Genomic DNA, 13,510 nt, shown 5'->3' on the forward strand with positions numbered 1-13,510 from the left:
TGACAGCCGACCCCCGACAGGCAAGGATCACGACGTGAGCCACCTGAGCCAGGTGCCCGAGGACCCGCCCTCCGTGGAGGGCGGGTCCCTGGGGGCGCGCCTCGCCGACCTGCTGAGGCGGGCGAGCCGTGGCGACGAGAGCGCCTTCGCGCTCTGGTACGACGCCACCTCGGCTCGCGCGTACGGCCTGGCCGTCCGGGTGCTGCGCGACCGGGCACAGGCCGAGGAGGTCACCCAGGAGGCCTACCTGGACTGCTGGCGACATGCGGCGAGGTTCGACCCGGCCAAGGGCAGTGCCGTGTCCTGGCTGCTCACGGTCGTCCACCGCAAGGCGGTCGACCGGGTGCGGTCGGCCGAGGCCGCCAGCCGGCGGGACACGGCGTACGGACACCGGGAGATCGCCGTGGCTCACGACGAGACCGCCGAGGCCGCGACCGCGTCGCTCGAGGCGACTCGGGTGCGGTCAGCGCTGGCGGGACTCACCATCAAGCAGCGAGAGGCGGTGCAGCTGGCCTTCCTCGGGGGATACACCCATACCGAGGTGGCCGCGCTGCTCGATCTTCCGATCGGGACCGCCAAGACCCGGATCAGGGATGGTCTGATCCGCATGAGAGACGCACTGGGCGTCGGAGAGGTGGCGCAGGCATGAGCAGCGACATCCACGCACTTTCGGGTGCCTATGCGGTCGACGCCCTCGACGACTTCGAGCGGGTCCAGTTCGAGAGGCACCTGGCCCAGTGCGCGGCCTGCCGAGCGGAGGTCCAGTCGTTCCGGGAGACCACCGCGATCATGACCGAGGCGGAGACGGAGCCGGTGCCGCCGGCGTCCCTCCGGGCGGGCGTGCTCGCCGGGATCAGCCAGGTGCGGCCGTTTCCTCCGGAGACTGCTGCTGTCGAGACAGCGGGGCCTGTCTCCACGGTCGTGACCCTGCGCCGGCGGACGCTGCCGATGCTCGTCGCCGCGGCCGCGGTGCTCGTCCTGGTCACCGCCGGCGCGTTCGCGTGGCATCCGTGGACCTCCGGGCAGACCACCCTGGCCGACCAGGTGCTCCACGCGCCCGACGCGGTGAAGACCACCGAGAAGCTTCCCGGCGGACACGGCGAGCTCACGCTCGTGCGCTCGGCGTCGTTGAAGCGGGCCGTCATGGTCGGCGAGGCCGTGCCGGAGCCGCCGGCCGGCAAGACCTACCAGCTGTGGCTCCAGGAGCCGGGCGAGGGCATGGTCTCGGCCGGTCTGATGCCGGACAGCCACCAGGCGACCCTGCTGAGCGGTGACCCGACCACGGCCAAGGCCGCTGCGGTCAGCGTCGAGCCGGCGGGCGGCTCCAAGAAGCCGACCACGCAGCCGGTCGCGCTCTTCCCGCTGAGCTCGGGCGCGTCAGGCTCCAGCTCGGCATGACCGCGCACCCGCCCCTCCGGCGACGCGTCGCGGTGGTCGGATCCGGCGTGGCCGGGCTCACGGCCGCGCACGTCGCGGCCCACACGGCCCACGTCACGCTCTACGAGGCCGACCCGCGTCCGGGCGGGCACGCCGACACCCACGACGTCGACGGGCTCGCGATCGACACCGGGTTCATCGTGCACAACCGGCGCACGTACCCGACGCTGCTCCGGCTCTTCGGGGAGCTCGGCATCGCCACGCAGCCCTCGGAGATGTCGATGTCGGTGCGCGACGAGGCCAGCGGTCTGGAGTACGCCGGCGCGCTGGGCGCGCGCGGGCTGTTCCCGTCCGCGCGCAACCTCGGCCGGCCGGCGTACCTGCGGATGCTGGCCGAGGTCCCGCGGTTCCACCGGCAGGCCCGGCGCCTGCTCACCGAGACCTCCCCCTGCGAAGACTCCACGCTGCGGGACTTCCTGGATGCTGGCGGGTTCTCGGCAGGCTTCCGCCGCCAGTTCATGGAGCCGCTCGTCGCGGCCGTCTGGTCCTGCGACCCGGCGCTGGCACTGGACTACCCGGCTCGGTACCTCTTCGAGTTCCTGGCCCACCACGGGATGCTGTCCAGCACCGGCTCACCCGAGTGGCGCACCGTCACCGGCGGCTCCCGCGAGTACGTCGCGGCGGTCACCGCGCGTCTTGACGACGTGCGCCTCGGCACCAAGGTCACCGGGATCCTCGAGACGCCCGACGGGGTGCGGGTCACCGACGGCAACGGCACCACCACGACGTACGACGCGGTCGTGGTCGCCACCCATCCGGACCAGGCGCTGGCGATGCTCGTCGAGCCGACGGCAGCGCAGCGGGGCACCCTCGGCGCGATCACGTACTCGGCGAACACCGCATTGCTGCACACCGACACCTCGCTGCTGCCCAAGGCCGAGCGGGCCCGGGCCTCCTGGAACTTCCTGCGACCGCGGGGCACCGACCGCGGCGCCGTGACCGTCACCTACGACCTGACACGGCTCCAGCGGCTCGCCACCTCGACCCACTACCTGGTGACCCTCGGCGGCGATGACCTCGTCGACCCCGAGCTGGTCGTGGCGAGGATGGAGTACGCCCATCCCCTCTACACTCCGGACTCCGTCGCGGCGCAGCGGCGGCTGCCGGAGGCCGACACCACGCGCATCGCGTTCGCGGGTGCCTACCACGGCTGGGGCTTCCACGAGGACGGCGCCCGCTCCGGCGCCGCAGCGGCTTCGCGGCTCGGCCTGTCCTGGGGGTCGCCCTCGACGGCAGCGCCCGCGGCACCTCCGGTCACGGAGCCGGGGATCTACCAGACCCGCATCCGGCACACCCGCCGCACGCCGTGGCGCCGCGGCTTCGAGAGCCGCGCGCACACCTGGGTCGTCGACCTCGACGACCTTCCCGACCATGGCGTGCTCGGCAGGTTCGAGGCACGCGACCACGTCGGCGACCCCGGCGCCCCGCTCCGCGCCAACCTCGACGCGTTCCTCTCGGACCGCGGGGTCGACGTCGCGGACGGCCGCATCCTGATGGCGGCCAACGCGCGAGCACTCGGCCACTGCTTCAACCCGATCAGCGTCTTCTGGTGCTTCGACCGCGAGCAGCACCTGGCCGGGGTCGTCGTCGAGGTCCACAACACCTACGGCGGCCGGCACGCCTACCTCGTCCACCCTGACGACCAGGGCCGGGCACGGGTCGCCAAGGAGCTCTACGTCTCGCCGTTCCACGGCACCGACGGGTGGTACGACGTGCGGGTGCCGGTCCCCGGCGACGACCTGCTGATCGCCGTCTCCTTGCACACCGACGACGGCGCGACCTTCAGCGCCTCCCTGGCCGGGCGGCGCTCCCGGGCCACCCCACGGCGGGCGGCGACGGCCGCGCTTCGCGCCTCCACGCTGATCCGCGTGCACGGCATCGCCCTCTGGCTGCGCCGTCTCCCCGTGCGGCCCCGGCCCGAGGGCCACGACGCCGGGCATCACCAGGACCACGAGGGGAGTCGGCGATGACCACGCTGGTCAACCGTCCCGCGATCGACCAGTGGCCCGACCTGGGCCAGGTCCCGAGCGGTCCGCGGGCCGCCGTGTCGGCCTACGTCGCCCGGCGGCTGTTCGAAGCCGGGGTGAGCAGGCTCTCGGTCAGCGTGCACCTGGAGGGGCGCACCCTGGGCCGCGGCGGTCCGGAGATGACCGTGCACCGGCCCGACGAGTTCTTCCGGCGTCTGGGCCGGGGCGCGCTGATCGGCTTCGGCGAGTCCTACCTCACCGATGCCTGGGACTCACCCGACCTCGGGGCCTTCCTGACGGTGCTCGCGGCGGAGCTGCCCCGGCTCGTCCCCGACGTCCTCCAGCGCCTGCGCGCGCTCGCCGTCCGGCGGCCGCCGAAGCACGAGCGCAGCACGCGGGCGAACTCGCGTCGCAACATCGCCCATCACTACGACCTGTCCAACGAGCTGTTCGAGCAGTTCCTCGATGCCGGCCTCAGCTACTCCTCGGCGCTCTTCGAGGGCAGCGAGCTGACCCGCGGCGAGCTCTCCGGGATGTCCGCTCCCGAGCAGGGTGCGGACCTGGCAGCGGCCCAGGCACGCAAGATCGACCGCCTGCTCGACCGGACCCGCGTCGGCCCGGGGACCACGGTCCTCGAGATCGGCACGGGCTGGGGCGAGCTGGCGATCCGGGCCGCGCGGCGCGGCGCGGTCGTCCACACGATCACCCTGTCCACCGAGCAGCGCGACCTGGCCGAGAGGCGGATCGCCACCGAGGGGCTCGCCGACCGGGTGACCGTGCAGCTGCTCGACTACCGCGCCCTGCCGCCGGAGACCACCTACGACGTGGTGCTCTCGGTGGAGATGATCGAGGCGGTCGGCTACGACTTCTGGACCAGCTACTTCCAGATCCTCGACACGGTGACGGCTCCGGGAGGGCGGATCGGGATCCAGGCGATCACCATGCCGCACGAGCGGATGCTGGCCACGCGGCGTACCTACACCTGGATCAACAAGTACATCTTCCCGGGCGGGTTCCTGCCGTCGGTCGAGGCGATCAAGGACATCACCCGGCGGCACACCTCGCTGCACGTCGCCGAGGAGCTGTCGTTCGGCTCCCACTACGCCGAGACCCTGCGCCAGTGGGACGACCGCTTCCTGTCCGCTCGCGATGCCGTGCTGCGGCTGGGCTTCGACGACACGTTCGTGCGGATGTGGCACTTCTACCTGGAGTACTCCCGCGCCGGCTTCGCCTCGGGATACCTCGACGTCAACCAGCTCGTCCTGACCCGGACGGGCCCCCGATGACCGCCCCGACGAGCACGCCGACGACGTCGTGCTTCCGGCGTACGACGGACGCTCGACCCGCGGGCGTGGCCGGCGAGCTCGCGGCCGCCGCGCGACCCTTCGTCGGCGGTGACCTGCCGGTCCGGCTCCGCGCCTGGGACGGCTCCGAGGCCGGGCCGCCGGACGCACCGCTGGTAGAGCTGCGCTCACCCGACGCGCTGCGCCGGCTGCTGTGGCACCCGGGCGAGCTCGGCGCGGCGCAGGCCTACGTGACCGCGGAGCTGGACGTGCCCGGCGACCTGGAGGCCGCCCTCACCCATGCCTTCGCGGTCGGTCGCGAGCGCGGGGTCACCGGGCGGCCGAGCCCCGCAGCCCTTGCGCAGGGGGTGCGCACGCTGCGGAGCATCGGGGTCCTGGGCCGCCCGCTGCCGCCGCCGGCTTCGCAGGCCCAGGTGCGCGGACGGCTCCACACCCGAAGCCGCGACCGCCGTGCGATCAGCCACCACTACGACCTGTCGAACGAGTTCTACGCCCTGATCCTCGACCCCTCGATGGCCTACTCGTGCGCCTACTACGGCGAGGACCCCGACGAGGACGTCGCATCGGCGCAGCGCGCGAAGCTGGACCTGGTCTGCCGCAAGCTCGACCTCGGCCCCGGGCGCACGATGCTCGATGTCGGCTGCGGCTGGGGATCGCTGTCCCTGCACGCCGCCGAGCACTTCGGCGCGAAGGTCGTCGGGGTGACGATCTCGCGGGAGCAGAAGCAGCTCGTCGACGGCCGGGTCGCCGAGCGCGGTCTGGAGCATCTGGTCGACATCCGGCTCCAGGACTACCGAGAGATCCCGGAGCGGGACCTCTTCGATGCGGTGGGATCCCTGGAGATGGGCGAGCACGTCGGCGAGCGCAACTACCCGACCTACGTCGAGGCGCTGCGGCGCTCGGTCCGGCCCGGCGGTCGCGTCCTGGTCCAGCAGATGTCGCGGACCGGTCGGCACCCCGGCGGCGGACCCTTCATCGAGTCCTTCATCGCCCCGGACATGCACATGCGCCCCGTGGGCGAGACCGTCGCCTACCTGGAGCGAGGCGGTCTGGAGGTGCGCGACGTGCACGCCCTGCGGGAGCACTACGTGCGCACCGTCGCCGGCTGGCTGGAGAGCTTCGAGCTCAACCTCGCCGAGCTCACCGCGCTGGTGGGCGAGGAGGTGGTCCGGGTCTGGCGCCTCTACCTCGTCGGCGGCGCGCTGGCGTTCCGCGACGGGCGGATGGGCGTCGACCAGATCCTGTGCGTCCGGCCCGGCGCGGCGAACGGACTGCCCGCGGAGCGTGCCTGGTGATCGGCTCCTGGTGGGGCCTGGCTCTGCTCGCCGTCGGCGTGGCCGCGCTGGCGATGGTGGTCACGGCCTACGCCGCCCGGCGGGCCGGCCGGGTCTCCGTGGTCGACGTGACGTGGGGCCTGGCGCTGGCGGTGCTCGCCCTCGCGGCCGCCCTGGCCGGCACGGCGACGCCCTGGCGCCGGTGGGTCCTGGCGGCGATGGTGCTCCTGTGGGGCGGCCGGCTGTCGCGACACGTCTTCGACCGGGCGCGGGGCCAGGGCGAGGACCCGAGATACGCCGAGCTGCTCGCAGGCGCGGGGCCGCGTGCCGCCGTACGCAAGGTGTATCTCCCCCAGGGACTGGCGATCTGCCTCCTGGCCCTGCCGGTCATGGCCGCCGCGCACTGGGACGTCGCGGTCTCGTGGCTGGTCTGGGTGGGTGTCGTGGTCTGGGCGGCGGGCACGGTCGTCGAGACGGTCGGCGACGCCCAGCTCGCGGCGTACAAGCGCGACCCGGACCGGCCCCGGGTGATGGACCGCGGCCTGTGGGGCTGGACCCGCCATCCCAACTACTTCGGTGACGCCCTGCTCTGGTGGGGCATCTGGCTCGCCGGGGGTGCCGCCTCCGGCTGGTGGCCGGGCCTGGTCTCGGTCCTGGCGCCGGTGGCGATGACCCACTTCCTGCGCAACGTGACCGGCGCGAAGCTGCTGGAGCAGACCATGTCCCAGCGACCGGGCTGGGACGAGTACGCCGCCCGGGTCCCTCTCTTCGTCCCCCGGCCGCCAAGACGCTGACCCGGCGCATCGCCACCCCCGCAACCCTGCCGGCGTAGCGTGGGTGGATGACCGGTGGGAGGGACCCGGTGGGGCAGGCGCTCGTCGCGACCCCGCGGGCCGAGTTCCTGCCGGCGGACCAGCGGGCCAGGGCCGGCCACGACGGACCGCTGCCGATCGGACACGGCCAGACCAGCTCCCAGCCGAGCACCGTCGAGGCGATGCTGAGACTGTTGGACGTGCGTCCAGGTCATCGGATCCTGGACGTCGGGTCAGGCTCGGGCTGGACGACGGCCCTACTCGCGCGGCTCACCGGCCCGACCGGACGGGTCCTCGGCATCGAGCTCGAGCCGGACCTCTGCGACCTGGGCCGGGCCAACCTCGACCGGGCCGGCGTCCCGTGGGCCGAGATCTACGACGCGACGCCGGGCGCGCTCGGACTGCCCGACGCGGCGCCGTACCACCGGATCCTGGTCTCGGCGATGGCCCGCGAGCTGCCCGCGGAGCTCGTCTCGCAGCTGCACACCGGCGGCGTGCTGGTGATCCCCGTCGCCGGCACGATGCTCCGGGTCTCCTCGTCGATGCGCGGCCTGGGCATCACCCGCCACGGGTCGTACCGGTTCGTCCCGCTGCGCTGAGTCCGAGACCCCAGAGCGCGGCCACGTGGCGGGCGTCGGTCCCGCAGCAGCCACCGACCACCTCCAGGGCCGGGAGGAGCTGCTCGAGCTGCCGGTGCGCCGACACCAGGAGGCCGAGGTCCCCCTCGTCGAGGGTCTCGGCCTCGTCGAGCTCGGCATGGCTCAGGGTCGAGGCGTTGCACCGCATCCCGCGGATCCGCTCGAGCCAGTCGCCTCCACCGGCGACCGCGGGCAGCACGTGGGCAGGGTGGGCGCAGCTGACCATGAAGTACGCCGGGCGGCCGCCCCGGTCCACGGTCCTCACGGCCTCCGCGAGCGCCGAGCCGTCAGCCAGGCGTCCGTCCGTCTCGACGGTGAAGGAGATGACCGCGGGAACTCCGGCGGACTCTGCGGCCCAGGCGATCCCGAGCGCCTCGGCGGCGCCGGCGATGGTCATGGCGACGACCTCGTCGGCGCCGGCCGCCGCGAAGGCCGCGACCTGCGGCGCGTGGTACTCGGCGGCCTCCTCCGCCGTGGCCGCCTCACCCCTGGCGTAGCCGTCGCCGCGGGGGCCCACGATCCCGGCCACGGTCGTGTCCTCGACGCGACCGCTCCACTCACCGGCGAGCTCGCGAAGCTGCTCGACAGCCGCACGGTTGACCGCGTCGAGAGCCGCGGACCCGTCGCCGAGCCTGGCGGCCCAGTCGGGGTTCGCCCGCCAGGTCGGCGCCTCGAGCCGCAGGCCCGCCCCGACCGTCTCGGCGATCTCGGCGTACCCCTCGTAGTAGGCGCGCAGGAGGTCGCGACCGTCCGGGCTGCGCACCAGCGGGTACGCCGCGAGCTCCCGCAGCTCGACACCCCGGTGGAAGATCAGGTCGGTCTCCAGGCCACCGTCGGTGACCCATCGCCAGGAACCGCTCACGGGGCCGCTCCTCACCTGACCGCGGGGCGGGGCCCGGGCTCGAGATCTGCTCGAAGGTCCTCACCTCGAGGGGCCTGCACCCTCGAAGGTCCTCACCTCGAGGGGCCTGCACCCTCGAAGGTCTTCACGCAGTGTTCACGTGAAGTCGGGACGCGGCAACAGTCCCGCGCCAGGCTGGTCCCATGACCGTCGTCGCCAACGTCGAGAAGCACCAGTCGGCCAGGACCGGACCCAAGCCCGACCGGGGCGCCGCCGCCCGCGAGCGCGAGGCCCGGTCGGCCAGCGGCGTCTCCGACCTGCTGGCCCGACGGCCCGAGCTGCGCGGCGTCCTGCCCACCGCCGACTGGCTCGAGGAAGCGACCCTCTGGTCGGCCTGAGGCACCTGCGCCGGGTGGTGACTCGCGGTGAGCCTCAGTAGCTCTTGGGCAGGCCGAGGGAGTGCATGGCCACGAAGTTCAGGATCATCTCGCGGGTCACCGGGGCGATCCGGCCGGCCCGGGTCGCCACGAGCAGGCCGGCCATGCCGTACTCCTGGGTGATCCCGTTGCCGCCGTGGGCCTGCACGGCCCGGTCGACGGCGTCACAGGCGGCCTCCGCCGCGGCGTACTTCGCCATGTTCGCGGCCTCGGCCGCCCCCAGGTCGTCGCCCGCGTCGTAGAGGGCGGCCGCCTTCTGGGTCATCAGCCGCGCCAGCTCCACCTCGATCTTCGACTGCGCCAGTGGGTGCGAGACCGCCTGGTGGGTGCCGATGGGCGCCCCGAACACGGCCCGCTCCCGGGCGTACGCCGCGGCCCGGTCGAGCGCGAACCTGGCCAGCCCGGTCGAGAACGACGCCGCCATGATCCGCTCGGGGTTGAGCCCCGCGAACAGCGGTGCGAGCCCGTCGTCGGCGTCCGGGTCGCCGACGAGGGCGTCCGCGGGCAGCGAGATGTCGTCGAGGAAGACCTGGAACTGCTGCTCCGGGCTCACGATCTCCATCGGGATCGCGCGGTACTCCAGACCCTCGACGGCGGTCGGGACGACGAACAGCGCCGGGCGCAGCCGTCCGGTGCGGGCGTCCTCGGTGCGGGCCACGACGAGCACGTGCTCGGCCTCGTCGACGCCGGAGATGTAGATCTTGCGCCCGTTCAGCACCCACCCGTCGTCGGTGCGTCGGGCAGTCGTGGCGATGTCGTGGGTGTTGGTGCCGGCGTCCGGCTCGGTGATGGCGAAGGCCACGGTCCCGGTCCCGTCGGCGATACCGGGCAGCCAGCGGCGCCTCTGCTCCTCGGTGCCGTAACGGGTGATGATGCTGCCGCAGATCGCCGGGCTCACGACCATCATCAGCAGCGGGCAGCCCTGCGCCGCGAGCTCCTCGCAGACGGCCGCGGTGTCGCCGATGCCGCCCCCGCCGCCGCCGTACTGCTCGGGGATGTTGATGCCGAGGTACCCCTGCCGGGCGATCTCGAGCCAGAGGTCGGTGGTCTTCTCGCCAGCGCGGGCCCGCTCGGTGAACCACGCCCGGCCGTACTTGCCGGCCAGCCTGGCCACCTCTCGGCGGAGCGTCTGACGCTCCTCGGTCTCGGTGTAGCGCGTCATGCCTTCTCCTCTGCTGGGCGTCACTCGTCGTGGGGCTGCTGGGGTTCTGCCGGGCCTGCCGGGTCCGCCGGGACTGCCGGGTCCGCCGGCGCCGGCGAGACGACGGCCAGCACGTCGCCGGCGGCTACCTGCCCGCCGGCTCCTACGTCGAGCCTGGTCACGACGCCGGCCGCGGGAGCCGTCACGGTGTGCTGCATCTTCATCGCCTCGAGCACGAGGACCGGCTGCCCGGCCTCGACCGACTGGCCGGGCTCGACCGCCACGCCGACCACGAGGCCGGGCATCGGCGCCAGCAGACCGCCGCTCGGCACCGCCGCCTGCGGGTCGACGAAGGTCGGCACGAGCCGGAGCGCGACGTAGCCGGCGGGACAGTCGACGTGGACGTCGGTGTCCGCACCGGCCGCGCCGGACGCATCCGTGATGGCGACGGTGTACGCCGTCGCGACCCCGTCACGCTCCAGGACGATCCGCCACCCGGCGCCGAGCGCGCACGTCGACAGCACGCTCAGACCGGGTACGGCGTACCCGTCCCGGCCGCCTGCCCACTCCACGCCCACCGGGGCCTCGGCCGGACGCCGGGCTGGGGTCCGGCCGGGAGCGGACCCCCCGGTGAGGAGGGGCTGGAAGCTGGTGCGCTGCGGCTGGCTGACGACGTTGCGCCAGGCCACGGGGATCCCGTGCTGGACGACGCGCCGGGCCCGGTCTCGCTCGGACAGCGCCAACGCGGCGGCGACCGCGTGGTCGCCGCGAGGCGGCGCCGGAGCGGCTGGACGAGTGTCCAGGAACGCCGTGGTCACCTCGCCCGCCAGAAAGCCGGGGTCGCGCAGCGCCGCGACCAGCTCGTCCCGGTTGGTCAGGACGCCGTGGATGCGTGCGCGAGCCAGTGCACCGGCGAGGGTCCGCGCCGCCTGCTCCCGGGTGGGTGCGTGCGCCACCACCTTCGCGAGCATCCCGTCGTAGAACGTCGAGACCTCGCTGCCCGACTCGTACCCCGCGTCCACGCGCAGGCCCGGGGCGCCCGGGATCTCGAACGTCGTGAGTACTCCGCTGGTCGGGGCATGGCCGGCGGCCGGGTCCTCGGCGTAGAGCCGGGCCTCGACGGCGTGGCCCGAGACACCGGGGTCGACCGGGACGCGGGCGCCCTCGGCGACCCACAGCTGGAGGGCGACCAGGTCGACCCCGTGGACCAGCTCGGTGACGGCGTGCTCGACCTGGAGCCGGGTGTTCATCTCCAGGAAGTAGAAGCGGTCGGCAGCCGCGTCGTAGAGGAACTCGACCGTCCCGGCGCCGACGTAGTACACCGCGGCGGCGACCGAGCGGGCCGCCTCGTGCAGGGCGCTCCGGGTCGCCTGCGGCAGTCGAGGTGCGGGGGTCTCCTCCACGACCTTCTGGTGGCGGCGCTGGAGCGAGCAGTCGCGCTCACCGAGCACCACGACACCGCCGTGCCGGTCGCCGACCACCTGGACCTCGACATGACGAGCGTGCTCGACATACGGCTCGACGAAGACCGTGCCGTCGCCGAAGGCCGACTCGGCCTCGGCCCGCGCGGCCGCGAGCTCGTCGTCCAGCCGGTCGAGGTCGCGGACGACGCGCATCCCACGGCCGCCTCCGCCCGCCGACGCCTTCACGATCAGCGGCAGGTGATCGGCGCTCGCCTGCTCCGGCGCCTCCAGCACGGGAACGCCCACGGCGTCGACCAGCTTCTTGGCGCGCACCTTCGACCCCATCACCTCGATCGTCTCCGGCAGGGGCCCGACCCAGGTGAGCCCGGCGTCGACGACGGCGCGGGCGAACGCGGCGCTCTCCGACAAGAACCCGTATCCGGGGTGGACCGCGTCCGCTCCCGAACGGCGTGCGGCGTCGACGAGCAGGCCCGCGTCGAGATAGGTCTCGGCCGGAGACCACCCGGCCAGGCGCACCGCCAGGTCGGCCTGACGCACGTACGGCAGCGCGGCGTCCGCATCGGAGTGGACGGCGACCGTCTGGATGCCGAGGTCTCGGCAGGTGCGGAAGACGCGGCTCGCGATCTCGGCCCGGTTGGCGACGAGCAGGCGGGTGATCATGGCCGGAACACCCCGTAGCCACCGCCACCGGCGAACGGCGCGTTCTCGATCACCGACAGGCAGATCGCCAGCACCGTCCGGGTGTCGCGCGGGTCGATCACGCCGTCGTCGTAGAGCATCCCCGAGAGGAAGAGCGGGAGGCTCTGGTCCTCAACGCTGGCCTCGACGAACGCCCGCATCTCCGCGTCGCCGTGCTCGTCGTACTCCCGGCCGCTGGCCTCCGCGGAGGCCCGGGCCACGATCGAGAGCACCCCGGCGAGCTGGACCGGACCCATCACCGCCGCCTTGGCGCTGGGCCAGGTGAACAGGAACCGCGGGTCGTAGGCCCTGCCGCTCATCCCGTAGTTCCCCGCGCCGTACGACGCCCCCATGATCACGCTGAGGTGCGGCACCGTGCTGTTGCTGACGGCGTTGATCATCTGGGCGCCGTGCTTGATGATGCCGCCCTGCTCGTACTGCGTCCCGACCATGTAGCCGGTCGTGTTGTGCAGGAACAGCAGCGGCGTGTCCGCCTGGTTGGCCAGCTGGACGAACTGCGTCGCCTTCTGCGCCTCCTCGCTGAACAGGACCCCCTGCGCGTTGGCCAGGATCCCCACGGGACGACCGTGGATCCGCGCCCAGCCGGTGACGAGCGACGCGCCGTAGAGCGGCTTGAACTCGTCGAACGGGCGAGCGTTGTCGTCGCGCGCCCCGTCGACGATCCGCACGATCACCTCGCGCGGGTCGAACGGCTCCCGCAGGTCCGCGGGGACGAGGTCCAGCAGGTCCTCGACGTCGGCGTCGGGCTCGACGAAGGGTGGGACCGGCTCTGACCCGAGACCACGCGTGCGCCGACGGTTGAGCCGCGCCACGATCCGGCGCCCGATCCGGATCGCGTCGAGCTCGTCGTCGGCCAGGTAGTCGGCCAGGCCGGAGATGCGCGCGTGCATCGACGCGCCTCCGAGTGACTCCTCGTCCGCCTCCTCTCCGGTGGCCATCCGCACCAGCGGGGGACCACCCAGGAACACCGTCGCCTGCTCCCTCACCATGACGGTGTAGTCGGACAACCCGGGCACGTAGGCGCCGCCGGCTGTCGAGCTGCCGAACACGAGCGCGACTGTGGGCTGCTTGCGGGCCGAGGCGCGGGTGAGATCGCGGAACAGCCGGCCACCGGGGATGAAGATCTCCTTCTGCGACGGCAGGTCCGCGCCGCCGGACTCCACCAGGGAGATCGTGGGCAGGTGGTTCTCCTCGGCGATCTGTGAGGCGCGGAAGATCTTCCTCATCGTCCACGGGTTGCTCGCGCCGCCCTTGACCGTGGGGTCGTTGGCCGTGACCACGCACTCGACGCCCTCCACGACGCCGATCCCGGTCACCACGCTCGCGCCCACGGCGAAGTCGGAGCCCCAGCCGGCCAGCGGCGAGAGCTCGAGGAACGCCGACCCGGGATCGACCAGCAGCTCGATCCGCTCGCGCGGGAGCAGCCTGCCGCGCGCGTGGTGGCGCGCGACGTACTTCTCGCCACCGCCGGCCACGGCCTTGGCCTGCTCGGCGTCGAGCTCGGCGAGCTTGGCCAGCATCGCCTCGCGGTTGGTC

General features: G+C 73.3%; 12 protein-coding genes. 8 read left to right on the forward strand and 4 right to left on the reverse strand.

Going from position 1 to position 13,510, the window contains the following annotated elements:
* Positions 1-34: 34 nt before the first annotated feature.
* The 7 genes from sigK to VHW64_RS05920 are packed head-to-tail and all read left to right on the forward strand — an operon-like array spanning position 35 to position 7,393.
* Positions 35-649, forward strand: coding sequence for an ECF RNA polymerase sigma factor SigK (sigK, locus tag VHW64_RS05890; protein WP_329649586.1), 615 nt, complete (start codon positions 35-37; stop codon positions 647-649).
* Positions 646-1,398 (forward strand): anti-sigma factor, encoded by a 753-nt coding sequence (locus VHW64_RS05895; RefSeq protein WP_329649587.1) that lies wholly within the window; start codon positions 646-648, stop codon positions 1,396-1,398. Before sigK ends, VHW64_RS05895 begins: the two co-directional genes overlap by 4 nt.
* Complete coding sequence (locus VHW64_RS05900; RefSeq protein ID WP_329649588.1) at positions 1,395-3,407, forward strand: FAD-dependent oxidoreductase; 2,013 nt, start codon at positions 1,395-1,397, stop codon at positions 3,405-3,407. Before VHW64_RS05895 ends, VHW64_RS05900 begins: the two co-directional genes overlap by 4 nt.
* Complete coding sequence (locus VHW64_RS05905) at positions 3,404-4,690, forward strand: cyclopropane-fatty-acyl-phospholipid synthase family protein (protein WP_329649589.1); 1,287 nt, start codon at positions 3,404-3,406, stop codon at positions 4,688-4,690. Before VHW64_RS05900 ends, VHW64_RS05905 begins: the two co-directional genes overlap by 4 nt.
* Entirely contained in the window at positions 4,687-6,003 is a 1,317-nt protein-coding gene (locus VHW64_RS05910; protein WP_329649590.1) for a cyclopropane-fatty-acyl-phospholipid synthase family protein, read from the forward strand. The genes VHW64_RS05905 and VHW64_RS05910 overlap by 4 nt, the downstream gene beginning before the upstream one ends.
* Positions 6,000-6,776 (forward strand): DUF1295 domain-containing protein, encoded by a 777-nt coding sequence (locus VHW64_RS05915; RefSeq protein WP_329649591.1) that lies wholly within the window; start codon positions 6,000-6,002, stop codon positions 6,774-6,776. Before VHW64_RS05910 ends, VHW64_RS05915 begins: the two co-directional genes overlap by 4 nt.
* A gap of 47 nt (positions 6,777-6,823) precedes the next feature.
* Positions 6,824-7,393, forward strand: a complete 570-nt coding sequence (locus VHW64_RS05920) for a protein-L-isoaspartate O-methyltransferase family protein (protein WP_329649592.1) — start codon at positions 6,824-6,826, stop codon at positions 7,391-7,393.
* On the opposite strand, the gene VHW64_RS05925 is transcribed toward VHW64_RS05920, so the two are convergent.
* Positions 7,353-8,294 (reverse strand): homocysteine S-methyltransferase family protein, encoded by a 942-nt coding sequence (locus VHW64_RS05925; RefSeq protein WP_329649593.1) that lies wholly within the window; start codon positions 8,292-8,294, stop codon positions 7,353-7,355. The genes VHW64_RS05920 and VHW64_RS05925 overlap by 41 nt on opposite strands.
* A gap of 182 nt (positions 8,295-8,476) precedes the next feature.
* Between VHW64_RS05925 and VHW64_RS05930 the strand changes: the two genes are divergently transcribed.
* The gene (locus tag VHW64_RS05930; RefSeq protein WP_329649594.1) at positions 8,477-8,671 is read left to right on the forward strand and encodes a hypothetical protein; all 195 of its coding nucleotides are present in this window, start codon (positions 8,477-8,479) and stop codon (positions 8,669-8,671) included.
* A 34-nt stretch (positions 8,672-8,705) separates the two neighbouring features.
* On the opposite strand, the gene VHW64_RS05935 is transcribed toward VHW64_RS05930, so the two are convergent.
* The 3 genes from VHW64_RS05935 to VHW64_RS05945 are packed head-to-tail and all read right to left on the reverse strand — an operon-like array spanning position 8,706 to position 13,494.
* The gene (locus VHW64_RS05935; protein ID WP_329649595.1) at positions 8,706-9,872 is read right to left on the reverse strand and encodes an acyl-CoA dehydrogenase family protein; all 1,167 of its coding nucleotides are present in this window, start codon (positions 9,870-9,872) and stop codon (positions 8,706-8,708) included.
* Between the two features lie 20 nt (positions 9,873-9,892).
* Positions 9,893-11,935, reverse strand: coding sequence for an acetyl/propionyl/methylcrotonyl-CoA carboxylase subunit alpha (locus VHW64_RS05940; RefSeq protein WP_329649596.1), 2,043 nt, complete (start codon positions 11,933-11,935; stop codon positions 9,893-9,895).
* Complete coding sequence (locus VHW64_RS05945; protein ID WP_329649727.1) at positions 11,932-13,494, reverse strand: acyl-CoA carboxylase subunit beta; 1,563 nt, start codon at positions 13,492-13,494, stop codon at positions 11,932-11,934. Before VHW64_RS05945 ends, VHW64_RS05940 begins: the two co-directional genes overlap by 4 nt.
* Positions 13,495-13,510: the final 16 nt, after the last annotated feature.

The sequence above is a fragment of the Nocardioides sp. genome, from assembly GCF_036267815.1.
Classification (GTDB): domain Bacteria; phylum Actinomycetota; class Actinomycetes; order Propionibacteriales; family Nocardioidaceae; genus Nocardioides.